This window comes from Paenibacillus macerans, from assembly GCF_900454495.1.
Taxonomy (GTDB): Bacteria; Bacillota; Bacilli; order Paenibacillales; family Paenibacillaceae; genus Fontibacillus; species Fontibacillus macerans.
The window spans coordinates 1,084,569-1,107,711 of record NZ_UGSI01000002.1 but is presented as its reverse complement, the minus strand read 5'-3'; the positions used below and the strand labels follow the sequence as shown (position 1 = coordinate 1,107,711).

At 53.1% G+C, this 23,143-nt stretch carries 20 protein-coding genes and 3 pseudogenes; 8 read left to right on the top strand and 15 right to left on the bottom strand.

From position 1 onward, the window contains the following. Nucleotides 1-17: 17 nt before the first annotated feature. Genes DYE26_RS28075 through DYE26_RS28065 form a run of 3 tightly spaced genes read right to left on the bottom strand, consistent with a single transcriptional unit; the run spans nucleotide 18 to nucleotide 3,236 of the window. Complete coding sequence (locus DYE26_RS28075) at nucleotides 18-1,439, bottom strand: ABC transporter substrate-binding protein (RefSeq protein WP_036619649.1); 1,422 nt, start codon at nucleotides 1,437-1,439, stop codon at nucleotides 18-20. Nucleotides 1,440-1,479: 40 nt separating this feature from the next. Continuing rightward, the gene (locus tag DYE26_RS28070) at nucleotides 1,480-2,313 is read right to left on the bottom strand and encodes a carbohydrate ABC transporter permease (RefSeq protein ID WP_036619647.1); all 834 of its coding nucleotides are present in this window, start codon (nucleotides 2,311-2,313) and stop codon (nucleotides 1,480-1,482) included. Between the two features lie 14 nt (nucleotides 2,314-2,327). Further along, nucleotides 2,328-3,236, bottom strand: a complete 909-nt coding sequence (locus tag DYE26_RS28065) for a carbohydrate ABC transporter permease (protein ID WP_036619645.1) — start codon at nucleotides 3,234-3,236, stop codon at nucleotides 2,328-2,330. Nucleotides 3,237-3,586: 350 nt separating this feature from the next. Here DYE26_RS28065 and DYE26_RS28060 point away from each other — a divergent pair, with 350 nt between their 5' ends. After that, on the top strand, nucleotides 3,587-4,657 hold the full coding sequence (locus DYE26_RS28060; protein WP_036619643.1) for a GntR family transcriptional regulator: 1,071 nt from the start codon (nucleotides 3,587-3,589) through the stop codon (nucleotides 4,655-4,657). Nucleotides 4,658-4,720: 63 nt separating this feature from the next. Here DYE26_RS28060 and DYE26_RS28055 read toward each other — a convergent pair whose 3' ends face one another. Beyond that, entirely contained in the window at nucleotides 4,721-5,314 is a 594-nt protein-coding gene (locus tag DYE26_RS28055) for a TVP38/TMEM64 family protein (protein ID WP_036627516.1), read from the bottom strand. Between the two features lie 681 nt (nucleotides 5,315-5,995). Next, nucleotides 5,996-6,910, bottom strand: a complete 915-nt coding sequence (locus tag DYE26_RS28050; RefSeq protein ID WP_115311342.1) for a transposase — start codon at nucleotides 6,908-6,910, stop codon at nucleotides 5,996-5,998. Nucleotides 6,911-7,330: 420 nt separating this feature from the next. On the opposite strand from DYE26_RS28050, the pseudogene DYE26_RS34995 reads away from it, so the two are divergent. Beyond that, nucleotides 7,331-7,536: pseudogene (locus DYE26_RS34995) on the top strand (IS4 family transposase); the annotation flags it as partial. A gap of 34 nt (nucleotides 7,537-7,570) precedes the next feature. On the opposite strand, the gene DYE26_RS28040 reads toward DYE26_RS34995, so the two are convergent. The 3 genes from DYE26_RS28040 to DYE26_RS28030 form a co-directional block, all read right to left on the bottom strand. Continuing rightward, on the bottom strand, nucleotides 7,571-8,884 hold the full coding sequence (locus tag DYE26_RS28040) for an MFS transporter (RefSeq protein WP_051985248.1): 1,314 nt from the start codon (nucleotides 8,882-8,884) through the stop codon (nucleotides 7,571-7,573). Between the two features lie 148 nt (nucleotides 8,885-9,032). After that, complete coding sequence (locus DYE26_RS28035; protein ID WP_082207667.1) at nucleotides 9,033-9,254, bottom strand: hypothetical protein; 222 nt, start codon at nucleotides 9,252-9,254, stop codon at nucleotides 9,033-9,035. Continuing rightward, nucleotides 9,251-10,192, bottom strand: a complete 942-nt coding sequence (locus tag DYE26_RS28030; RefSeq protein ID WP_082207666.1) for a winged helix-turn-helix domain-containing protein — start codon at nucleotides 10,190-10,192, stop codon at nucleotides 9,251-9,253. The genes DYE26_RS28035 and DYE26_RS28030 overlap by 4 nt, the downstream gene beginning before the upstream one ends. Before the next feature lie 422 nt (nucleotides 10,193-10,614). On the opposite strand from DYE26_RS28030, the gene DYE26_RS28025 reads away from it, so the two are divergent. After that, nucleotides 10,615-11,811, top strand: a complete 1,197-nt coding sequence (locus DYE26_RS28025) for an IS4 family transposase (protein ID WP_115311341.1) — start codon at nucleotides 10,615-10,617, stop codon at nucleotides 11,809-11,811. Nucleotides 11,812-12,191: 380 nt separating this feature from the next. Here the strand turns inward: DYE26_RS28025 and DYE26_RS33665 are convergent, their stop codons facing one another. Further along, entirely contained in the window at nucleotides 12,192-12,365 is a 174-nt protein-coding gene (locus DYE26_RS33665; RefSeq protein WP_164815316.1) for a hypothetical protein, read from the bottom strand. A gap of 440 nt (nucleotides 12,366-12,805) precedes the next feature. Here DYE26_RS33665 and DYE26_RS33765 point away from each other — a divergent pair, with 440 nt between their 5' ends. After that, entirely contained in the window at nucleotides 12,806-13,024 is a 219-nt protein-coding gene (locus DYE26_RS33765) for a hypothetical protein (RefSeq protein ID WP_174719618.1), read from the top strand. 283 nt (nucleotides 13,025-13,307) lie between these two features. Here DYE26_RS33765 and DYE26_RS28015 read toward each other — a convergent pair. The 4 genes and pseudogenes from DYE26_RS28015 to DYE26_RS28005 all read right to left on the bottom strand — a co-directional run. Next, nucleotides 13,308-13,934: pseudogene (locus tag DYE26_RS28015) on the bottom strand (DUF1861 family protein); the annotation flags it as partial. 5 nt (nucleotides 13,935-13,939) lie between these two features. After that, the gene (locus DYE26_RS33955; protein WP_164815315.1) at nucleotides 13,940-14,707 is read right to left on the bottom strand and encodes a glycoside hydrolase family 130 protein; all 768 of its coding nucleotides are present in this window, start codon (nucleotides 14,705-14,707) and stop codon (nucleotides 13,940-13,942) included. After that, nucleotides 14,704-15,684: a carbohydrate ABC transporter permease gene (locus tag DYE26_RS33660; protein ID WP_082207663.1), complete on the bottom strand. Its 981-nt coding sequence runs from the start codon at nucleotides 15,682-15,684 to the stop codon at nucleotides 14,704-14,706. Before DYE26_RS33660 ends, DYE26_RS33955 begins: the two co-directional genes overlap by 4 nt. An 18-nt stretch (nucleotides 15,685-15,702) precedes the next feature. Next, nucleotides 15,703-16,398 carry a carbohydrate ABC transporter permease gene (locus DYE26_RS28005; protein ID WP_240534094.1) on the bottom strand — a complete coding sequence of 232 codons (696 nt, stop codon included), beginning with the start codon at nucleotides 16,396-16,398 and terminating at the stop codon, nucleotides 15,703-15,705. A gap of 119 nt (nucleotides 16,399-16,517) precedes the next feature. Between DYE26_RS28005 and DYE26_RS28000 the strand changes: the two are divergent. After that, nucleotides 16,518-16,748 (top strand): annotated as a pseudogene (locus DYE26_RS28000) (substrate-binding domain-containing protein); the annotation flags it as partial. A gap of 182 nt (nucleotides 16,749-16,930) precedes the next feature. Further along, entirely contained in the window at nucleotides 16,931-18,964 is a 2,034-nt protein-coding gene (locus DYE26_RS27995; protein ID WP_051985247.1) for a hypothetical protein, read from the top strand. A 415-nt stretch (nucleotides 18,965-19,379) separates the two neighbouring features. Here DYE26_RS27995 and DYE26_RS27990 read toward each other — a convergent pair whose 3' ends face one another. Continuing rightward, nucleotides 19,380-20,123: an NADPH-dependent oxidoreductase gene (locus DYE26_RS27990; protein WP_036619630.1), complete on the bottom strand. Its 744-nt coding sequence runs from the start codon at nucleotides 20,121-20,123 to the stop codon at nucleotides 19,380-19,382. Between the two features lie 124 nt (nucleotides 20,124-20,247). On the opposite strand from DYE26_RS27990, the gene DYE26_RS27985 reads away from it, so the two are divergent. Next, the gene (locus DYE26_RS27985) at nucleotides 20,248-20,736 is read left to right on the top strand and encodes a MarR family transcriptional regulator (RefSeq protein WP_082207661.1); all 489 of its coding nucleotides are present in this window, start codon (nucleotides 20,248-20,250) and stop codon (nucleotides 20,734-20,736) included. A gap of 68 nt (nucleotides 20,737-20,804) precedes the next feature. Here the strand turns inward: DYE26_RS27985 and DYE26_RS27980 are convergent, their stop codons facing one another. After that, a complete protein-coding gene (locus DYE26_RS27980) occupies nucleotides 20,805-21,485 on the bottom strand; it encodes a DUF554 domain-containing protein (protein WP_036619624.1) in 681 nt (226 codons plus the stop codon). Between the two features lie 569 nt (nucleotides 21,486-22,054). Between DYE26_RS27980 and DYE26_RS27975 the strand changes: the two genes are divergently transcribed. Further along, the gene (locus DYE26_RS27975) at nucleotides 22,055-22,957 is read left to right on the top strand and encodes a transposase (RefSeq protein WP_115311340.1); all 903 of its coding nucleotides are present in this window, start codon (nucleotides 22,055-22,057) and stop codon (nucleotides 22,955-22,957) included. Nucleotides 22,958-23,143 lie beyond the last annotated feature (186 nt).

Genomic DNA, 23,143 nt, shown 5'->3' with positions numbered 1-23,143 from the left:
TCCGCAACTCCCCTCAACTATTGACTTAAACCGGCAAATTTAATTTCTTTTTCGAACTCTTGCTGCATCTCGTCAAGCGCCGCTTGCGGAGTAAGGAAGTCCCTCAGCACGGCCTGAACCGCATTTTCCATAATATCGTTCAGTTTTGACGATACGAACGGCACGTCCGGATCCACCAAAATTTTCGCCGCGGACAAGGAGTCGAGCAGTGCCGGATACATCGGATTGGAAGCCATCACTTCCGGACGTTCGTAATTGGAAGTACGTGTCGGGTCCATGGTATAATCGATTTTCAGCAATTCCCCGTCCTTCGAAGTGACATACTCCAAAAATTTATAAGTAGCTTCGGGATATTTCGTCGTACTCGTCATCGCGATCGCCCAACCGCCCATCGTAGGCGATCCGCCCGGAGTAACTCCAAAGCCGACCTTGCCCTTCACCTTCGATTGATCGCCTTCAATGGTGCTATAAAGCCCCGGCCATTGTTCCATCATGGCAACTTCACCGCTGGCGAACAGCGCATTCGCCTCGTCCCAGCCCAATTGCAGCCACTCGGAAGGGGCGTATTTCCGCAATTCCACCATCGTTTCCATCGCTTTCAGCCCCGCTTCATTGTTAAATGCCGGCTTGAAATTTTCATCCACGTCTTTCCCGCCGAAAGCCGCCAAACGATTTTGCCAAATCAACCGGCTGTTGGTTTTGGAAGCCATAGAACTGTACCCGTATTTGGTCGGAGACTCCGGATTGAACTTCTGCGTGAAAAATTCGGCCGTCGTCAAGAAATCTTCAACCGTGGTCGGCACCGCCAATTCTTTGCCCGTTTTCGCTTTATACTGCTCTTTGATTTTCGGATCCTCAAACAGATCCTTGCGGTAGAAAAACAACTGCGAATCCGGTTTGTACGGGAAAGCAACCAGCTTTCCTTTATACTTGCCATAACTTTGCAATAAGCTTGGAATAAAATCATCCAAGTCCAGATTCGGGCTTGCAATGGAATCAACGTACGGCTGCAAGTCCTGGATAAGTCCTCCCTCCGCATAGCCGTGCACATTGGCCACCGGCATCAACACCGCGTCAAAGTGATGTCCCGTGTTCAAATCCAATTGAATTTTCTCGACATCGGTGCCTGCCGGAAAGCTTTGTACCTCCACCGACGCTCCCGAAGCCTGCTCAAAGTATTTCGCGGCATTTTTCAGCGCGTCCGCAAAGTCCCCCGTTCTTGTCGCCACTACGATTTTTTGCCCCGCATATTGTCCGCCAAGCGTTCCTCCCCCGTTCAGATCGTTCAATTTAATGCCGAGCACGTCCGGGGCTTGTACCGTAATTTCCTTAAATTCGCCTTCCGGAGCCGAAGGTTCGGCCTTTTTGGAACCGCATGCGCTGAGGATCAGCGTCGTTGCCAGCAGGCATGTCATCGTTAACTGCAATTTTCTTCCCATATCTGAAACCCCCTGATCAAAATTTTGTTGTTATGGTTGTTTAACCTTTGACCGCTCCGGCAGTAATCCCGGCTTGCACATACTTTTGCGTCGTCAACGCCAGAATGAGCGCCGGAATGAAGGCGATGGTGCCGGCGGCGGCCAAAGTGCCGAATGGCGTATCCTTCTGCAGTTGAATCATGCCGCTGATACCGAGCGGAAGCGTTTTGTTCTGGTCCGTAAACACAAGCACGAGAGAAAGGCTGAACTCGTTATACGCAGCCAGAAACACGAGTATAGAAGCCACAACGATCCCCGGCACGATCAGGGGCAGGGCGATCCTCCAGTAAATGCCGAACTCGCTGCTGCCGTCGATTTTGGCCGCCTCGAACATCTCTGCCGGCAACTCGTCGAAGAATCCCATAAACAGCCAGATAGCCAACGGAAGAGAGGCGGTAATGTAAACGATAATAAGCCCGAAAAGCGTATCAAGAATGCCTAGCTTTTGGAAAATAATATAGTAGGGAATGATGAATACCAGCCCCGGAACCATACGCATCACAATGATGGCATACTGCCAGAAAGCTTTCCCGCTGAACTTGAAACGCGAAAAGCCGTATCCGGCAAAAGTAGCCGCAAGGCAAGTGCACAACGTAGTAACAACGGCAACGATCAGGCTGTTGAGAAAATATGTTCCGATCTGATGCTCCGTAAACACCTCTACATAATTCTGCAAAACCCACTTGGAGGGAAAAAATTCCGGAGGTACTTTCATAATCTGGCCGACAGACTTGAATGAAGTCGTTACCGCCCAATAAATCGGAAACAAAAACAGGACGATAAAAAGAAGAAGCAGCAAATAAAGCGCGCTTTTTTCGGCATAATATTTTTTCATGTTCTCCCCCCTTCCTATTGCCGATCGTTACGAAGCACTTTCAGGAACACAAGCGTGACGACGACGATAATCGCGAAGAAAATGATCGCTCCCGCGGAACCGGCCCCAACGTTCATATAACGAAAGGCCGTCTTGTAGATCATCGTTCCCATCGTTTCGGTCGTATCCCCGGGGCCGCCATCCGTCAAAATCATGATCGAATCGAATATTTTTAAAGCATCCATCACGCGCAGCGAAACGACGAGCGCTATAAAATTACGAATCAGCGGCAACGTAATCTTGAAGAATGTGTTTACCCGGTTTGCCCCGTCGATATACGCGCTTTCATAAATATCTTTTGGCACCGTTTGCAAAGCGGCGATCAGGATGAGCATGCAAAAAGGCGTTGAACCCCACACATCGATCATGATGACGGCGATCTTTGCCGGCAGCGTCTCCCCCGTCCAGGCCACCGCTTTCAGTCCGAGGGATTCGATAATATAATTGATAGGCCCGTAAATGGCGCCAAACATAATTTTCCACATCGTTGTTGAAACGACGGGAGCCAGCATCATCGGAAGAATAAACAAGCTTTTGAATATCCGCGTCTGTCTGCTGATTTTCTCGTTATTTAAAATAAGCGCCAGGACCATCCCCAACGTTACGTTCAAGGATACCGTAAAGAAAGTGAAGACCAGCGTCCATACGATGGACTTCATAAACGGACCGTTGCTGAACATATACCGGTAGTTTTCCAACCCGGCAAACTTGATCATCGTGCTTGGCAGAGACAGGTTGTAGTTCAACAAGCTGATATAAACGGAGTAAAACAAAGGCACGATAGCCAATAAAGTGATAAGTATTACGGCAGGCCCAATAAAGATATAGGGCAGCATTCTCTCTGAAAACTTTTTAGCTTGCCCTGTGTCCGCTTTCACAATCATTTCCCTCCCTCCTTTCTGGATGCGCTTTCAATGGCTTGAAATTTTCACTTGTAGTTTTCCTGCACTGCAGCTTCAGTACTCCGCCACCTCCCGGCTATAAACATTGGCAAGATATACTATGACGCGGTTCCATCTGCAAAATCTATATTAGTATATACCATCCAAATAATATATACTAAATATAGTATAAAGTTATAGGCGTAGATAACCATCCCCGTTCCCCACTTCGTTTAAATAAACATTACATAATATATTTAACTGGTGTTTCCAATTTCTGTAGACACTTTTTTACACAAAATATATAATCAACTTAGTATATTATAATTCTATTTAGGTGTGGGAGCGAATCTATGAAAGAACTGCCGCTTTATAAACAAATCCAGGAGAGCATCAAAGAACAGATTAGGCTTGGCGTGCTCCGCCCGGGAGATCGGGTCGGATCGGAGAAGGAATTGTCGAGCTTATACCGCGTTAGTCAAATCACGACCAAAAACGCGCTCATTGGCCTCGCCGAGGAAGGGTGGGTCGAAAGAATCCAGGGAAAAGGGACCTTCGTCTCCCGCCAGTCCGCGGAATTGCGGCCTGTTTCGAACTCTCCGGTGATGATCGGCGTCGTTTTCCCAAGCATGAAAACCCGAATAGATCAACAGCTGCTCAACTATATTGAGAAATACGCCAGCGAGGACGGATTCCAAATTATGCTGCGGATCACGCGGGAGTCCGCCGAAGGGGAAACCTTGGCGATTCGTCAATTATTGGATTTTGGGGTTAAAGGATTGATCATTTTTCCGACCGAAGCGGAGAACTATAACGAGACCATTATTCAGCTGGCGTTCGACAAGTTTCCGGTCGTATTGGTAGACCGGTTTTTTAAAAATATTCGCATGGCCAGCGTAACCTCGGATAATATGCAAGGAACCTTTGAAGCTATCGAGTATTTGCTGTCCAAGGGACACCGGCATATCGCCTATATTTCTCCGGAAATTACGAATTCGGTCACGGAAGACCGGGCCGCCGGTTATGAAAAAGCCTATTTGAAACACCAGTTCCCTATCGATAAAACGTTATGGTGCATGCTTGAATTGCAATCGCTTCAGCAAAATCAGGCGAAACGGGAAATCACCGATTTTTTAAAGGACAGGGAGCAAATTACCGCCGTTTTTACCGTCAATGTTCAATTAGCCCATTACGTGTACGATTATTTGAGCGAGCAGCATTTACTGGACCGGATCGAGCTCATGACTTTTGACAACCCCGAATTGCCCGGTGTGTCCTACGTTGCGCAAAATATTGAGGAGGTCAGCCGAAAAACCGTTGAATTGCTCAAAGGCCAACTGCACGGGCAGGATGCCCCGCAGCAGCATCTCGAACCGGTTACGCTCTGTTTGAAAGAAAGTCCGCAGAAGTTGGGGGTTCTTTGATTTGGGGGGATTTCACGCAGGTCTTCATAACGCCAAACCAACTCCAGTCTTGTTATCCCATGTTTACTCGGCGGGCTCGGCTGCGGCTGCCGTGAAGTAGCTCTGCAGCTTCCGGTTCAACCACAAGGAGGCCGCAATAAACGCCGCGACGCCAAGGAGCTTGGCCGGCTGCGCGGCAAAGTCGGACAGATGCGTGCCGATATAGGACACGCAGAAGACCATGACGGCCTTCCCCAAAGCTACCGCTGTGCCAAAGGAAACGGCCGACATCCGCGTTAGCCCCGCGGCCATGTTAATCACGACGAACGGGCCTACCGGCAGCATGCTGAGCAGAAATACGAAGCTGAATCCGTTTCTGCGCGCCCATATCATCGCTTTCCGCACCTTGGGCTTGGCCGCCCAGCGGCGCATGAAGGGAGTCTCGGCCGCTTTTCGGATCAGCAGAAAGGTCAGCAAACTCCCGCTCACGAGCCCAATCCAGGAGTATAAGAAGCCCAGCCACATCCCGTAAATCGCGGCATTGGCCCCCACGATCACAATCGTCGGCAGCGGCGGAACGAACGATTTCAGGAAGGTCAGCAGAATGCCGGGCAGCGGCCCTAGAGAGCGGAAGCGCTCCAGGAAGAGCTCTATATTTTGTTCCGTAAAATAATCCATCATGCTAAGTTCTGCGCCTGACAATAAACTTCACCTCTCCTATCCGAGTGCCCCCATTATACTATATCCGGGCCCGAATTCCCGGCCTGAATAATCAACAATATGATGGATATTATTAGAAAAACATCGCCGCTGGCGAGGTCCTTTGCCCCTGCAAACCCATACCTTGGATGCACGGGAGGGAATGGGTAGGGTTTCCACCCCATACCCACTCCCTCTTCGGTTCGACTACGAAAACCCTTCCCCTGCTCCTCCCCTCTCCTGCGTATCGTCCTCTACCCCGCCGGAAATTTAATAACTCAACTTTCGCAGAGCAAAAATCAGCTTGAGTCCCTAAATTGAAGGTTTTCGTCGCAAACCGATCGTGGCAAGAGAACGCGGAAGGGCGTTGAAAGCTTGAGGATAGGGAAGTGGGGGGTGAGGGGCGGCAGATCTAACACTCCCTGTCCGGAGGCTTTGCACGATTATCCCGTTTAATCAGGTAGCAGAGAGCAAGACAAGTTCGGGAGAAAAAAATATTTGGTGGAGAAACAGATAGGTTCGAGATAATTTAGACGGGCTTAGGAGAAGGAATGAGGTTTAGGGGAGGTGAAACAGACCGGACAAGCGATCAAGACAGGAGATCAAGAAACCATTAAGTTGATTTGCATCAAACTCCCCCCCACCGTTCCAGCGTCCCGATCAAGCCGCAGCCGCAAGGGGCTGATTCGGTTGGCGCGCGATCAGCCGGCGGTAAGGGATCGCCTGAATCGCCACACACATCTGCAGCAACTTCTGCCGCATCGTTTCTTCCGCTCCGGGCCGTCCTCCTTGCAGGCGCAGCCGACGGCGTACGGTGTACTCGTTCAGATACGCTTGCAGATGCTTCAGTCCCAAGGCTCCATACGTACTCTTCAGCGATTCCCACGCCTCTCTCACCACTTTCCGCAAGGGCGCATACAGCCGAAAGGCCTGAGGGAACAACTGTACCGCCGATGTATGGACATCCACATGCCCGCCAATAAACGCGGCGAGTTCGTGACGGTTTGCCCTTTTTTCGCCTCCCCGCTTATGCGGCACCAGGCGGATTTTGACCTGTTCCGGCTCGCCCGACTCCGTGACCGTGCAGCCGGCTACGACCGCCGAGGCGTACGGATGCGAAAGCTGACACCGGGACGGATTACGACCATACTGATCGCTATTCACCTTCACGTCTCCGGAGAGCAGCTCCCGGGCATCGAACTCCCCCACGGCATGACGTATTTTGTGCAGCATCGACCAGGCGGTCTTGTAGGTGACCCGGATCATCTGGCGCAGCCGCAGCGCCGAGATACCGCCCTCAAGCAGGAATAAATCCAGGGCCTCGAACCACTTGAGCAAGGGGAGATGCGTTCCTTCAAAAATCGTGCCGACCAAAGGCGATGTTTGATGCTTGCATTTTCCGCACTCGAACAAAGGGATATGCCGGGAAGTCAGACGGCTGCACCCGGTGTGAGCGCAGCGCGGGCAGACGAAGCCGCTTGGCCACTTCATCGCGATTAGCGCCTCCATGCAGTCCTGCTCGCTGTTAAAACGGCTGCTGAATGGCTGATGTTCCGTTCCCGGATTGATCTCCATGTTTACTCGCCCCCGAATCAAGAATATACGAACATAAGTTCCATTTATTTCATTATAACAAACATACGTTCCCTTATCAAGCCGAAAATCTAACCTGAACCGCCTCATTTTTTCCTCATCTTTTTTTGTTTTTTTGTTCTCTCCTTTTTTGGGACCCTTGCTCTAGCCCCCCCTGCTCACTGCTCCATGAACGAAAGGGATAATCGTGCAAAGGCAGGCAGGAGGCAGGAGCATCGAGACACGAACCCTTTAGACAGTCCCTTTAAACAGCCCCATCACCTGGCGTCGATTTGTGACACGGCTCGAAACGGCTACGGTGCAAAAGGTAGATACACTGACCCCGCCGGATCGTGACGCCTCTGCATCGTTGACGCTTCCATGCTTCCATGTTTGAGCGGAATCGCAGCAAAGCGGTTGAGTAGCTTGTTTTATTGGCTGTGCGACGAAGCCCGGCACACTCGATTGGCTGATTGACTTACAACAGTTGCTCGACTTGATCAACGAAGCAGCCCAAAAAACCGGGAAGACACTGTCCGCCTCTGATTCAGCGTCAACTCCGCCAATGGATTGCTGCTTTACCCAGCTACATCAAGGCTTGTCTGCCGATGTTTTGCCGCGAAAGTTGAGTTATAAATTCTAGTATCAAATAATGCCTGGCGGTCACGCCCCGCCCGGATAAGAACGCTCGGCCGCAGGCGGTAGGTGGGTTTCTTCACTCTCCGGCGGCGAAACGGGCCATAAGGCCGCGCGAAACAGCACGCCCGCCGTCCCGATCGAGGCAAGCAGCAGGCCGATCAGCAGAAACGCGGTGCCTGCCGAAACCAGCCGGATCAAGACGCCCCCGGCCAGCGGAGCGGTCAGCATGATCGCGCTGGAGATCGTATTTTGAATGCCGAATACGCGGCCGATCGCCTGCTCTGGCGATTCCTTCTGCAGGACATAATTTTGCGTCACCATATACGCGCCGTTGCCGATACCGATCAGCAGGCCGAATCCGAGCAGCCATGCCGGTCCCATTCCGGGAGGACAGAGGCCCAGTAGGGCGATCCCCCCGCCGATCAGGGCGCAGCCGCCACCGAGTCCCCAGCCTGAGGAAATCCGGCGGAACCGGTTAAGCAGCAGGAGGACCAGCACGGCTCCGGCTCCGATCGCGGATACGAGCCAGCCGATCAGCGATTCGTTGCCGGGCGCGATCCCGCGCAACAGCGCGGCAAACTGATAATCGACCATCATCAAAACGATCAGCGCAACGAGTCCAAACAGCATCGTATTTCTAAGCAGTTTCGTTTGCGCGAGAAGCAGCCAGCCTTCCCGCCATTCGTCAAGGAGTCCGCGCAGCATATGCGGACGCCGGGCGCCGGAAACGTGGATGCGTTCCGCGTTGCCATTCGGCAGCCGGCCAAGAGGATACAGCAGCGCTGCGGACAGGAGCCTCGCGCCAATATTGATCGCGATGCACGCCTTGGGGCCAAACGCCGCCAGGGCCACGGCTCCCAGCAGCGGCCCGGCCACCTTGGAGCCTTGCCCGACCAACCCGTTCAGCGCGGTAGCCTGGAGCAGTTGGCCGGGCAGCACAATCTGGCGTGTCAGTGCCTGCTGGGCCGGTACGTGGAAGACGCCCGCCGCCGCACGAAAGGCAAGCAGCGGCAGCAGCCAATACAGGTTCGGCGCAGCCAGTATGGCCGCGGTCAGGAGCGCGGTCACCAGATCGCACAGAAGCATAAGCTTCGCTTTGTGCAGCCGGTCGGCCAGCGCTCCGGCAAAAGAGCCCAGCAGGACTCCCGGCAGCGCCATGGTGACCGGAATCAGCGCCAGCAAAAGCGGATCAACTCCCCAACGGTAAGCGACGATCACCTGGATCGCCAGGGCGTCAAACCAATCGCCAAAGGTGGCCAGGGCATAGGCGGCAAACATGTGCCGGAAGCTGCGGTTCGACCGCAGGGATGGACAGGATTCGTTATTTTGATTTTGCACCGGGCATTCCTCCGTTTCACGTTCAGCTTACAGCCACATCGTAACGGAACAATGTCAGAGGAAAATCAGACGGAATCCGACTTACTTCGGAGGAAGGTCCGGTTGAATTGAAGATTCGGCGTCGAATCCGCTTCATTAAACCGCTTCGTCATGGAAAGATGGCTTTTTGAATACCCTCTTTTAGATCGGTCCGATAGCGGGACAAGCCGAACTCTTTATCCAAGGCATCGTAAAAGGCACGGTATTTTTGTTCAAGCCGTGGAGCATCCGGCAGACGTTCCTGCAGGAACAACACGATTTGGCAAACCGCTCCCAGCAGCATCGGCACATGCATGGACGCTTGCAGCACTTCCAGTCCTTCGTCGATCAAATCGGCTCCGGCCTGCCGCTGCCTTGGGTGAGCAGGTGCAGACCTTTGACAATATGGTAACGTCCGATCTCCCGGAGATACGGCGAACCTTGCAAAAGCCGCTCGATCCGGCCGGAGGCGCGTTCCGCTTCAGAGCTCTGGCCGGCAACGACCTGAACGTACATTTCCATAATCGCAACAGGGATGACAAAGCCGGATAGTCCGTCAGATTCCACCGTTTGCCGCGCCTTTTCGAATCGGTTTATCGCCTCCCCGGGCCGTCCGGCATCGGCATATACGTCCAGGATGTTTAAAATCTCCATTTCCCGGTGCTGCCGGTCCGGAAGAATGCGCAGCGCCAGCACTCTCTCGCATAATTGCAGAAAAGAAAGAACCTCCTCCCGCCGCAGCGCCATTCCCCGATACATGAGCAGCATCCAATACAATTTTTCCCGGAAGGGGATTCCGTTCTCTTCCAGAAACCAGGGGATATCGCCTTGAATGAAATGAACGTAAAGCGTATAAAATTCATCCACTTCAAACCCCAGCACTTCCTGCCGGTCGGCCAAAGCAAGCAGCGATCTGCCCTGCCCCAGCAAGTGGTATTTTTTGAACAGTTCCCTCATCGCCTCTTGCACTTCCGGATCTTGCACCGAGGGATTGCCGACCGCTCTTCTGTCGCGGACCGTAAGGCTGTACCCGTATCCCCGCACCGTATTGATGGCGATATGCGGCCAGTGGCGGAGCTTCCTCCGCAGGCGGTAAATATGGTCGTCCACCGTCCGCTCAACCGGATATTCCAGCAGCCATACCCGGTCGAGCAGCTGCTCCCGCGTGAACGCCTGGTGGCGGTGATCGTACAGAAATTGCAGAAGCGCGAACTCCTTCGCCAGCAAGCCGATGGAATCCGAACCGCATGTTACCGTATAGCTGGCGGGGTCAAAGATCAATGAGGACATCCGTGCAATTCATCCTTTCGCGGTGTTAAGTAAACGTTGTTTTTCATTTTACTTCTTTTTCCGGCATTGAAAAAGCCGCTGACCCGGTCAGCGGCTGTCATACTGCGGTTCTTGCAATCAGGCGAGCCTGGCGCATAGCGGTATTTTATGTCGTTATTTCCGTCATTCCACACCATTTCACCGGAATAACGACACTTTTTGGCTTTATTTTTGCAGGGCCTGCTTATTTAGCTGTTTTTATCCAGCCGGAGGAAAATAAGTACTTTTTATTCCACTAGCGTTGCATAAAACCTAACGCGAATAATCAAATATTAGTTAAATATGGGTAATTATGATCATTTTTCATGGAAAAAGCATAAAAAATCTCCTATTGTAAAGAGGTAGGTACGTTGTCCATAACTCTCTACAAAAGGAGACCAACCATGGATAACGTTAAAGCTAAAACGGTCATTCGTCAACTGATTTCCTTACTGCCCATCGATGTGCATCAACGTTTACTCTTCGACCATTACACCAAGAAACTTACCACGATGAAAGCGATCATGCTCTTCATCAATGCTCAGTTGAAACAATGGTCATCTTACGGTGAAATGGAAATTGCACTTCGTGCTGAGCCGAAACTTCAGCAGCTTCTACAGTTGGAGAGTATCAGCGGCTCGCAATTATCCCGAAAACTCGATCAGATCCCAACGGAGCTGTTGGAGTGGATGTTTCAGCATCTGGCATCACAAACACAGCAACGTGCTTGCCACCAGGGCCAGAGCGGGAAATTGCACATCATTGATTCTTCCAGCATTCGACTGCCGCTTCAACTTGGAAGTTGGGCCAAGATGTCAAATAAGAGTAGCGGCGTCAAGATGCATCTGCGCCTCGTTGTTACAGCTCCCGACAAGCTATTTCCTGATGCCATGATCCCCAGTTCGCTCAATGTAGGGGATCGTGCGGGGGCCGTTGAACTGGTCGTCCCCTCGGATGCGATTTATGTGATGGATCGCGGTTATGATGATTATGCCCGGATGGATCAATGGGTCCAGGACAACATCCAGTTTGTGATCCGTATGCGAGATCGCGCGCTTGCCACCGTCATTGAGGAGTATCCTGTTCCGGAAGGCTCGAACATCACGCGGGACGCCAAGGTTTGCGTGGGCAGTTCCTTCCGATCCATGGAACATTCCGTTCGTTTGGTGGAGTTTTATGACGAGCAGGAACGGACTTATCGTATTTTTACATCGGTATGGGATAAGACCGCTGAAGAAATCGCGCAGATCTATAAAAATCGCTGGCTCATCGAGTTGTATTTTAAATGGCTGAAGCAACATTTGCGATTGAAGAAGCTGCACAGTCATAAACCACAGGCTATTTGGAACCAGTTATTCTTGGCTTTAATTACTGCCTTGCTCGTGGAGCACATCCGGCACAGCACCCAAACGGCAAAAACAAACTGGCAAGTGCTCCGGATTCTCCGCGAGTATTTGTACCGTTCATGGCGATCCTTTCGAACCGAACTGGATCGGAAACCCAGTCGAAGTAGTCCGGGGAGACGTCCGGGGTCAGGTCCCAAAGCGTTATCGGTGCGCACAATGGTTGGGATAATTAAGCCAAGCAAGTTCAAGGAATAATATCCATTATATACATTTAATGGGACATCGCGACCTACGCATTAGGTAACCTTGACTTTTTGGTCTTAAGCTTAAAAAATGACTGTAAAAAAATCCATTTATAGTTTCAATAATCCAAATGTGGGTTTTGCTGAAAATTGATGTTAGTGTTCTTGCAACGCTAGTGCATAAAGTGCCGCTATTTTGAAGGGCGACGGCAGCATCGTTCCATTTATAGCTGGCTGTCAAGCGCCGAGTTAAGGTTGAGGCCTGAGAAATAGGCAGCGTCAAAAAAATAGAGATATAAAGTAAGTTATGGGTACAAAAAGAGCCGCGCTGCGGTACAGGAACAAAGTCCTGCCACGGCCACGGCTCGGCTCTAGCTTAAACGGGGCTTACATTTATAGACCTTCGGCGTTTTTTACGGCGTGTTCCCAGCTGGGAAAATAAAACAAAGCGTTGCGCATCAACTCCGGATCATGCTGCTTGACCTGCTTTTTGCTTAGCGAACTGCCTTCCGTCTGCAATTGCTTGATTCTGCGGACAACCTCATCGGCTCCAAGAGTAGCATCCATTAGCTTTGCTCCTTCCGTATAGAGTTGCTCTCTATTATTGCTTATATTTTCCTGAATATACCTAAAACCAAGAAATGTTGCCGATCCTTCAAACGCCGGGCCAGGGGCTGTATGGTACGATTTAAATGCGAAAAAGTCAGGTTTTCAGGACCGAAGCTATGCTTCCGATGTGCGTTTTTTCAAAACGCTTTAGGTCTGATGAAGCTAGGGACGAAAGGAGCGGAGCTGAACGTTTTCGTAGAAAACGGCTTCGGAAGCATAAGCTTGGTTAGGCTACGTGAGCAACTGAAATGTTTCCGTAGGAAACATGCTTCGGAAGCAAGCGCTTGGCCCGGCTGAATCAAGATTCGACGCCCGATCCGCTTCATGAACGGCTTCCTTATGGAAAGATGACTTTTTGAACAACCTCTTTTAAGCAGATCGTTCTTAAGGGGGACCCTATGAAAGCCCGTGATGATAAGCAAAAACCTATCATTAAAGAGCAGCCTGCCACCTACGGCGATTATGCCCGGCTGCCCGACGACGGCAAGCGCTACGAATTGGCGGACGGCGGCAAATGGCCGGTTCCCGAGGGCGCCAATAAAATCGCGTACGCCAGCGCAGCACCTGTCTTTGACCGCCAAATAGCCACCCGATCCCATCAAAATCGAAGTGAATAGAAAAAAGAGAAGCAGCACGATTCCCGCGAGGAGCGAGCCTCCGTCCAAACGGCAGGAAACCGCATCCCGAACGAGATAGATGCCGGCGCAAAACAGCAGGCCAAGCAGCAGCGTGCCGAACAATTTGCCGCTCAGCCGGAACATCGCCAGCAAGCACCTCCTTTCCCAAGGTGACGTAAACGGAAACTCTCCTATTTTACTAAAAAACCTCCGCGCGGATCAAAAACCGCACAGAGGTTGCGCCAGGCTTACGGCTGGTTTGCTTCATTTTCATATCCCGTCAGCCGCCCCGTTCCTCATCCCGGAATTGCTCCAGCAGCGGGGCGTCCAGCACCGCCTCGACCGTCAGCTCGCTCAGCGCATTCACGCGGGCTAACCCGATTTTCCCTCTTCCCCCCTTCTCCCCTTGCGGGCGCGTAAACACACCGATCGTCCCGTCGCACAGCTCGACCAAGCGCAGGTCCTTCATTTGGTCCGGCCCCCGGAAAAACTGCTCCAGGTTAGCGAGGCTCGGGCCTTTATAAAACACCGTGCGCCAGCTAACCTTGCCCTCCTCGGACGGATGCGGGAAGGTTTCAACCCCGCCGAACACCAGCTCGCCGGAGATTCTCGTCAAGAACGGATCCTGCAGGGCGAATACCGGAGCGCCGTCCCGCGGCGTCCACCGCTCCTCGCGGCGCACGAAGAAATGGATTTCCGATACTTCGCTGTCCCGGTTTTCCACCCGCCCGGCAATGACCAGTTCCCCTTCATCCTCGAAAGGAGCCGAAATATTATAAACGTCGCGCCCCTCAACGCCGTCAAACAGCAGCTTTTCGGCTTGAGCAGGCTGAGGTTTGTTTTCCTTCGTTCTGTAAGCTTCCACCAATTCGGCGCATGACTTCACGTTGCCGTTTCCGAACAAAACCATTCCCGTTATCCCTTCCATTCGGTTTGTTGTAATGCACTCATAAGCTGCGGGAGATCAACCGCTGCGCAGGCCACGGAATCGTCGGACGCCCCGTAGTACATAAGCACCTGATTCTCCTTGACAATCGCGCCGCAGGCAAAAATGACGCTATGAAAAAATCCGCTGGTCTCGTAGTCCGCTTCCGGCACGATAAACGGCTCCTCCATGCGGGCGAGCACCCGGTCCGGCCGATGCAGATCCAGCAGCGCGGCGCCCATGCAGTAACGATGCCTTTCGTCCGCCCCGTGGTAGAGAATCAGCCAACCGGCCTCCGTTTTGATCGGAACGCAGCCGGCGCCGATCCGTGCGCCGTCCCACTTGCCTTTCCGGAGTCCCGTCAGGAACCTGTGATTGCCCCAATGCCGCAAATCCGGCGATTCGGCCAGCCAAATTTCCGGCTCCCCGATGCCATCCGGAACCGGGCGGTGCGGCATGTAATACTTGCCGTCAATAGCCTCAGGAAATATCGCAACATCCTTGTTCGTCGGCGCCAGAATCAACCCTTCTCTGGTAAACGACGCAAAATCTTCCGTCGTCATCCCCCCGACCGCGACGCCTCGCTCCGAGACGGCGCTGTACGCGATGTGATAACGATCCCCGACGCGGGTAACCCGCGGATCCTCGATCCCCCAGCGTTCCAGCGGGCCCTCGGGCAAAACGGTCGGCTTCCCGTCGACCGTAAACCGCACGCCGTCCCGGCTCCGCGCCACGCGCAGGTGGGAAATCGAAGTCAAGTATATGTAGCGCCTTTGCGGTCGCGAATCACCCGGGGATCGGAAAAATCCAAACCGGAATCTTCCTTGTCCACGGCCACGATGTTCATGATCGGCTCCTCCCCATCATCGCCGCTCCGCTCCGCGTTCAGCACCGGAACAAGCACGCGCCCGGGATCGGTCTGCCGGGGCCGCTCGGCCACCCGGAGCAGCAAAATCACCTCGTCCCCGTACTGCGGCGCCTCGTTGACGCCGCCCATAAAGAAGTACATGCCCACGTTCAGCGTATACATCTTCATATCGGACAGGTAGATCAACGGGCCCAAAAAATCGTTCCAATATCCGCGGAAAGCGAAGATCGCCACCGCCAGCAAAGCCGGTTTCACCTGCGGCAGCATGATGTGCAGGAACGTCTGGAGGAAATTCGCGCCGTCCATTTCGGCGGCATCGTCCAATTCCCGCGGCAGGGTCATGAAAAACTGGCGGAGCAGAAAAATGTAAAACGGTCCCCAGGCCGTCCACGCGCGCAGCACCAGCGGGTCGAACTGGCCCGTCAGGCCAAGCTTCTGCCAGATCAGGAACGTCGGAATGAGCGTGACGTGAAAAGGCAGCATCATCGTGGCGAGCAGGACGAGAAAGATGAATTCGCTGCCGGGAAACCGGAAGCGCGCAAACCCGTAAGCGACAACCGTCGAGCTGATGAGCTCGGCAACGAACCCATGCGCTACGATAAAAACCGTGTTGAACAGGTAGCGGTTAAAAGGCATCGCCATCCAGGCCTCTTGGAAATTGTGCCACTGCGGCGGATCGGGAATCCACTGCGGCGGCCAGACGAAAATGTCCCCTTCGGCCTGCAGGGCCGTCGAAACCATCCAAAAAAACGGAACGAGGATGACGGCGGCCAAAAACGTGACGACCACGTAGATCACAGCTTTGTTCAGCCATCTCAGCGGTTTGCCGGAAATCCCCCCGGCGGGGACAGCTGATACCTTGGCCATAAAAGCACACCTCCTCTTTTAGCGCCTTACATCCGATTCGTAATGAACCCAGGCCGGGCTGGAGCGGAACACGAGCAGCGTCAGCGCCAGGATGATGATGAACAGCACCCAGGCGACCGCCGACGCTTCGCCCATGTGCAGCTGCGTGAATCCGCGCTCGTACACGAGCTGGTTCATAAATTTGCCGGCTGCCGTGGTCGGACGGACGAACATGGCGATCGTAAAAATCTGCAGCGCTCCGATCATCCCCATGATCACCTGCAGCAAAATAACCGGGGAGATCTGCGGAATCGTAATGTTCTTGAATTTGGCGAATCTTCCGGCCCCATCGATTTCCGCGGCTTCGTACAGGGAGCTTGGAACACCCTGAAGCCCAGCCAGAAACACAACGGTATTCGTACCGAAAATGCCCCATAAGCTCATAATGATGAACGCCCCCAGCACATAATGCGGATCGCCAAACCAGTTCGGCTTGTCGATGCCAAACACCGAGAACAACGGCGACAATACGAAATTGATAATCCCCGACTCGCTGTTGAACAACCATCGCCACAGCAGCGCTACGGCCACTTCCGGCATCACCGCCGGGAGGAAATAGATCGTACGGTACGCGCCGAGCCCCTTAATCTTGTTGTTCAGAAGCATGGCGACCAGCAGGTCTCCGATCACCCCGATCGGCAGGGAAAGCGCGGCGTACAGCAGCGTAATCCGCACCGACGGCCAAAACTCGATGTCGCTCGTAAACAGTTTGATGTAATTGTCGGCCCCCGCCCATTTGTTGCCGCCGAATATGGTGGACTCGGTGAAGCTTAAGTTTTTACGTATGCTCTTCGCTCCGGAACGCCGGGCATCAAATTCCCGATGACATTTCCATCTGCGGGTTCGACAACACCCACTTCTCGCAAATGTCGTTGCCGAAAATCACAACGATGGACATCGATCTGCCCCTGTTCGCCCACAAAGCTTTCTCCCAACTGCTCTGGCGGATCGATCATCCGGAAGAAGTGTACCAGGAAATCCTGCTCCCCACCCATTTGATCGAACGCGAATCGACGGGGGCGTGAAGCGGTAGGAGGAGATGGATGCAGGGAGAAGATTGAATATCGAAAAAAGGAACGCCGGGAGCGTTCTTTTTTGTGGACAAAATCATCTTTTTTACCGTTTTTAGAAATTTTAAGGTTTCAATCGTCGATTTATGGTTAAATATTTATAAAATTCCATATTTTTATAGAAAGGTGTGATCATCATGGCATTCGTATCCTGCTCTGAAGAGGCTCATCGTATCAGCGGATTATGGGAATTGGACCACGCGGAGGACTTGTTCAAGGACAAGCTGCTGAACCGGACCCCGGCGGCCGCCGAGGCCGTTCAGGAAACGCTGCGGCTCGATGTGGACGGCCCTTATCCGCTAATGGCGGCCAGCGGTGCCTGGAAACAGCCTGAATTGTACATTCATTGGACCGCCAAGTTGGCCGCGCTTGGCCCGTCAGCCTGGGAGGGGCATATCATTTTCAAGGATGGGAATACTTCGCAGTTCCCGTATACGTTCGTCAACATCGCCCTGGAGGAAGCGCCCTCCAACCTTCTAAAAGTGATTTTCTCCGACGGCAGTTCCTTTACGCATACTTCTTATTACCGCTGGACTTCTCCTTATTTCCATCCCGTTCAGTTTGAATTTGACAGCGAAGACGGGATAACTCCCGTTCTCGCGATCGACACGCACGCGCATCCCAACCATCCCGCCACCCTGCCGAGTGAACAACTCTCGATTGAAAATGTGTTCCGCCGCGCCGGCTTTGACGTAAGCCTATCCGCAGGCGCAAGCTCGATTCCGATTTCCGAAGCCGGGCTGGATGTGCGCTGGAGCGACGCGGAGATGCATGACGCCATGCAAAGGCATTGGTCGCAGTTTGCCAATGAGCCGAAATGGGCCTTATGGGTATTCTTCTCTTCCCTGTATGAGGAAGGGGCTTCCGTGGGCGGAATTATGTTCGACAGTATCGGCCCGCAGCACCGCCAGGGAACGGCGATTTTCAATCGCTCGTTCATCAGCGTTCCCCCGGAAGGTGAAAGCCGGCCGGAGGCGTGGACGGAACGCATGAAATTTTGGACCGCCTGCCATGAGATGGGACACGGGTTCAATCTTGCCCACTCCTGGCAAAAAGCGCTTGGCGAGCCGTGGATTCCTTTACGGAACGAAGCGGAAGCGCGCAGCTTCATGAACTACCCTTACAGCGTTCGGGGCGGGGAAACCGCCTTTTTCGCCAACTTCGAATACCGTTTCTCCGATAACGAGCTGCTGTTCATGCGCCACGCCCCGGAGCGTTTCGTGCAAATGGGCAACGCCGAATGGTTCGACCACCACGGCTTCGAGCAGCACCGCCTGCTGGCCAAACCGTCCTTCGAGCTGCTGCTCCGGGCCAATCGCGAAACCTTGCGCTTTGAATTCATGGAGCCCGTTGTGCTTGAACTTAAATTGACCAATTGGACTTCCGAACCGCAAATCATCGACCGGCGGATATTAAGCGACCCGGACCACATGACCATTATCGTGAAAAAACTAGGGAAAACCGCGCGCAAAGTATCGCCTTTCGTCCATTATTTTCGGAAGCGGGAGCATGAAGTGCTGGCCGCGGGACAAGCGGTGTACAACTCGTTATTTATCGCTGTGGGAAAAAACGGCTGGGAGGTGGCCGAACCGGGGGATTATACGGTGCAGGTGGCGCTGCATTTCAAACATGAGGATGTCGTGTCCAATCCGCTAACGATTCGCGTAGAGCCGCCCATGGACCGGATGGAGGAATTTTTGGCGCAGGATTTCTTCACGGAAGCGACGGCCAAAACCCTTTATTTTGACGGGACAAAATATGCGGAGAGCACTAACGGCGTGCTGGAGGCGATCGCGGAACGGCTGCCCCATCGCAAAGCGGCCGTACATGCGCAAGTCGCGCTGGCCATGCCGATGACCAAGCCTTACAAGCTGCTGGGCCAGGACGGGCGGATTCACATCATCCCTCCCGCGGTCGAAGAAGCCCGCAAAACGCTGGCCCCCAGCCTGCTGGAGAACGGCCATCTAGCCGCGGCCACGCTCGGGCATATCGATTACCGGCATTATATGGACCGCCTCTCCGAATCGGTTGCCACCCGGGCCGGCAATCCCGAGGCCGCCGCCGACATCCAAAGCAAGCTGCTGCAAACGTTGACGGATCGCCAGGTGCGGCAAGACGTGCTGGCCAGTATCAAGGAAAAGGAGGAAGATTACCGGAGCATGCGCGCTTAGAGAGTTTCTAGCTCTTAAAAAACGGCAAACATTAGCCTGTTGATAAGCTCAAGGTGGAAGCATAAGGACAAAAAATGTCGCTAATTTGACAGGATCACCCATTTGGAGAGAAATAAAGGAAATTTATGTCGCTAAATTCTTGAATCACAGGGCGATGGCCGACTTTTGCCCCGCTCCTTGGAAAATAAGGACATATAATTCCACTAATGGGGATGAACATGTTCAATTCCGGAAAATAAGGCCATAAATCTCCGCTATTTTTATTAGGCGGTCCCTGCAACCTCTTGCGTTACCGCGACGCCGAAAGGACAGCCGCCGCCAAACGGGCAAAAGAAAATCACGGGCACAATCCGCCTGTGATTTTCTTTTTTCAGGCGCCGGTTACTGCGGGAATATCATTAAAACCGATTTCGGATTATTGCAGATCGAATCCCTTGCTCCTCACGTATTCCGTATACCCGCCCAGCGGGATATCCTGATTCAGCATGGCGATGAATTTCCCGGACCAGTTCGCCTTCTGCTTGTTGTTCGTTCGCCCGCCGTAATACTCCTCCATTTCCCGGTCATACCTTTCGACCCGTGCTTTAAGATCGCGATCATACCGGTTTTCAAAAAACACGGCGGACCGCGGCAACCGCGGCTTTCGGTCGGGGGATTCGTCGGGAACGCCTACCGCAAAACCGACCAAAGGAATGACGAAGTCCGGCAGCCCAAGCCATTCGTCCAGTTCGGGCAGAGCCTCGTTAATCCCGCCGATGATCACGGCTCCGAGCCCCATCGATTCGGCCGCCAAATTGGCGTTTTGCAGGGCAAGCGCGGCACTCAGCACGGCGGTTTGGTAAAAATACGAGAAGCTCAGGTTGCGGGCCGCTTTTTCCTGTTGGTCCGGGCCGGCGGCCAGCACGATGCGGTGAAGATCGGCGCAAAAAACAAAAAAGTACCCGCATTCCTCAATCGCCGGATTTTTCGAACGCACCGCGATCTTCTTCCGCAGCTCTGAATCCGTGACGCCGATGATCGAAAACGGCTGCATATGCGCCGAAGTGGGCGCCATTTGCGCCGCGTCGACAATGGTTTCGACTTGTTCGCCGGTCAACGGGATATTTTTAAACTTGCGGATGGAGCGGTGCCGGCGGATCACTTGAATGACCTCGTTCATAAAAATTCTCTCCTCTTCAATATATGGTTTCCACGGAAACCATATTAGCAAGAAAACCAGGTGCTGTCAAATGGTTTCAACGGAAACTATGTTATAATGGGGAGAAAAAAGGTAGGCTCGCTTTATGCCAGAGATGAATGATGATTTGCTTCGGCTCAAAAACCGCATCGAAAAATCAATGTACCGGATCCTCATCAGCAAAACGGACGAGGACAATGATCGGCTTTGGCTCGCGGAGCGCATCGCCGACGATCGGCTGAAAAGACTGCTGCCCCGCCTTTCCGTCTCAAGCCTGCACATTTTGGACGTTATCAGTGCCCATGACAACATCAAAGGGGTTGATATCGCGCGCGAGATGGGCGTAACGAAAGGCGCCGTCTCCAAAATCACCCGCAAATTGCTAGAGCAGGACCTGATTCGGAAAACCCAGCTGCCGACCAACCTGAAAGAAATTTATTTCTCCGTGACTCCGCTTGGCGCCGAATTGGCCGAGCTGCACCGGCTCTTTCACCGGGAGCAAGATCAAAAGGAGATGGAATTGTTGGCAAGTTTCAATCCAGCGTCGCTGGAAATCGTGGCCGACTTTTTGGAGAAGCTGGCCAGCCTGGAGTAAAATAAGAGGATAAAGCGGCCTTCTGCGGTTTCCTGCCGGAAACTGCGGAGGGCCTTTTTGTGTGGGTTTTAACCGATCCAGCTTTTGATCAAAAACCAGACAACCGGCACGAGCAGCGAGGGCAGCATATTCAGCGTTTTGCTTTCCTTGATTTTGAGAATGGACAACCCCGAGCTGGCGATCAGGACGCCGCCTACGATCGAAACTTCCGTCAGCAGATCGGCCGTCAGGAAGGGGGCCAAATAATCGGCGCTCATGTAGATGGCGCCCTGCCAGACAAACAACACCGCCGCCGTCAAAATAATCCCGATGCCATAGGAAGAGGCCAATACCATCGAGGTGACCAGGTCGAGGGTGGCGTTCATGAACAAATAAGTGTGGTCGCCGCGGATGGCGCTTTCGATCGGCCCCAGAATCGACAACGTTCCGATGCAGAACAGTAAAATCCCCGTGGACAATCCTTGTCCCAAATTCGAGGTCGAAAAGCGGCCAACCAGTTTTTGAAACCTGCCGTCGATATCAAGCGCGGTGCCGATCAGGCTGCCAACGGCCAAGCTGATGATAAACAATACCGGGAACGCGCTGTTTTTCATGTTGGTAACTACGGCGTTGATGCCAAGCACGGTCGCGGCAAAACCGATGGCCGTAAACAGCGCGGCCTGGTATTTTTCGCTTAAGCCTTTTTTGAAAATGCTGCCGATGAGGCTTCCGGCGATTATCGCCCCAACGTTTACGAGTGTTCCGATCATATAATTTACTGGCTCCTATCCGCAAGTATGTCATAATCCTAGTCCATGATAACGTATTGCGTGCGTTTTATAAACCCGAATTTACTTTCCTCCGGGGGCCTGCGGGCCGCTCAAAAGAACGGGGTTGGCTTTGACACTAGTGTCAAACTTTAAAATAAGGTCGGTCACTAACCAAGGAATAGGTTCGTTTTTGGGCTACTTCGTTGAGGAAGCGTCAACGATGCAGAGGCGTCACGATCCGGCGGGGTCAGCGTATCAATCTTTTGCACCGTGGCCGTTTCGAGCATTGTCACAAATCGACGCCAGGTGAGGAGGGTGTCTAAAGGGACTGTCTAAAGCGCTCATGTCTTGGTGTCCCTGCCTGCTGCCTGCCTTTGCACGATTATCCCTTTTGTTCATGGAGCAGGGAGCAAGGGGTCCAAAAAAAGAGAGAAGAAAAATCAAAAAAGATGAGGAAAAAATGAGGCGGTTCAGGTGAGATTTTCGGCTTGATTAGAGAACGTATGTTTGTTATAATGAAATAAATGGAACTTATGTTCGTGTATTCTTGATTTGGGAGGTAAGCGGATATGGAAGCTAATGCGGGAACGGAATTTCAGCCATTCAGCAGCCGTTTTAACAGCGAGCAGGACTGCATGGAGGCGCTGATCGCGATGAAGTGGCCAAACGGCTTTGTCTGCCCGCGTTGCGCTCACACCCGGTGCAGCTATCTGACCTCCCGGCATATCCCCTTGTTCGAGTGCGGAAAATGCAAGCATCAAACATCGCCTTTGGTCGGCACGATTTTTGAAGGAACGCATCTGCCCTTGCTCAAGTGGTTCGAGGCCCTGGATTTATTCCTGCTGGAGGGCGGCATCTCGGCGATGCGGCTGCGCCAGGTGATCCGGGTCACCTACAAGACCGCCTGGTCGATGCTGCACAAAATACGCCATGCCGTGGGGGAGTTCGATGCCCGGGAACTGCTCTCCGGGGACGTGAAGGTGAACAGCGATCAGTATGGGCGTAATCCGTCCCGGTGTCAGCTTTCGCATCCGTACGCCTCGGCGGTCGTAGCCGGCTGCACGGTCACGGAGTCGGGCGAGCCGGAGCAGGTCAAAATCCGCCTGGTGCCAAATAAGCGGGGAGGCGAAAAGAGGGCAAACCGTCACGATCTAACCGCGTTTATTGGCGGGCATGTGGATGTCCGTACATCGGCGGTACAGTTGTTCCCTCAGGCCTTTCGGCTGTATGCGCCCTTGCGGAGAGTGGTGAGAGAGGCGTGGGAATCGCTGAAGAGTACGTATGGAGCCTTGGGACTGAAGCATCTGCAGGCGTACCTAAACGAATACACCGTACGCCGCCGGCTGCGCCTGCCCGAAGCGGAAGAAACGATGCGGCAGAAGTTGCTGCAAATGTGTGTGGCGATTCCGGCGATCCCTTACCGCCGGCTGATCGCACGCCAACCGAACCAGCCCCTTGGGGCTGCGGCATGATCGAGACGCTGGAAACGATGGGGGGAGTTTGATGCAGATCAACTTAATGGGTCCTTGATCTCCTGACTTGATCTCTGGTCCAATCTGTTTCACCTCCCTTAAACCTGATTTTTTCTCCTAAGCCCGTCTACATTATCTCGTACCTGTCTGCTTCTCCATAAATATGCTCCTCCACAAATATTTTTT

Coding starts and splice junctions, on each gene's coding strand:
- DYE26_RS28075 (WP_036619649.1), bottom strand. CDS start 1,439: ATGGGAAGAAAATTGCAGTTAACGATGACATGCCTGCTGGCAACGACG.
- DYE26_RS28070 (WP_036619647.1), bottom strand. CDS start 2,313: ATGAAAAAATATTATGCCGAAAAAAGCGCGCTTTATTTGCTGCTTCTT.
- DYE26_RS28065 (WP_036619645.1), bottom strand. CDS start 3,236: ATGATTGTGAAAGCGGACACAGGGCAAGCTAAAAAGTTTTCAGAGAGA.
- DYE26_RS28060 (WP_036619643.1), top strand. CDS start 3,587: ATGAAAGAACTGCCGCTTTATAAACAAATCCAGGAGAGCATCAAAGAA.
- DYE26_RS28055 (WP_036627516.1), bottom strand. CDS start 5,314: ATGGATTATTTTACGGAACAAAATATAGAGCTCTTCCTGGAGCGCTTC.
- DYE26_RS28050 (WP_115311342.1), bottom strand. CDS start 6,910: ATGGAGATCAATCCGGGAACGGAACATCAGCCATTCAGCAGCCGTTTT.
- DYE26_RS28030 (WP_082207666.1), bottom strand. CDS start 10,192: ATGTCCTCATTGATCTTTGACCCCGCCAGCTATACGGTAACATGCGGT.
- DYE26_RS28025 (WP_115311341.1), top strand. CDS start 10,615: ATGGATAACGTTAAAGCTAAAACGGTCATTCGTCAACTGATTTCCTTA.
- DYE26_RS33665 (WP_164815316.1), bottom strand. CDS start 12,365: ATGGATGCTACTCTTGGAGCCGATGAGGTTGTCCGCAGAATCAAGCAA.
- DYE26_RS33765 (WP_174719618.1), top strand. CDS start 12,806: ATGAAAGCCCGTGATGATAAGCAAAAACCTATCATTAAAGAGCAGCCT.
- DYE26_RS33660 (WP_082207663.1), bottom strand. CDS start 15,684: ATGGCCAAGGTATCAGCTGTCCCCGCCGGGGGGATTTCCGGCAAACCG.
- DYE26_RS27995 (WP_051985247.1), top strand. CDS start 16,931: ATGGCATTCGTATCCTGCTCTGAAGAGGCTCATCGTATCAGCGGATTA.
- DYE26_RS27990 (WP_036619630.1), bottom strand. CDS start 20,123: ATGAACGAGGTCATTCAAGTGATCCGCCGGCACCGCTCCATCCGCAAG.
- DYE26_RS27985 (WP_082207661.1), top strand. CDS start 20,248: ATGCCAGAGATGAATGATGATTTGCTTCGGCTCAAAAACCGCATCGAA.
- DYE26_RS27980 (WP_036619624.1), bottom strand. CDS start 21,485: ATGATCGGAACACTCGTAAACGTTGGGGCGATAATCGCCGGAAGCCTC.
- DYE26_RS27975 (WP_115311340.1), top strand. CDS start 22,055: ATGGAAGCTAATGCGGGAACGGAATTTCAGCCATTCAGCAGCCGTTTT.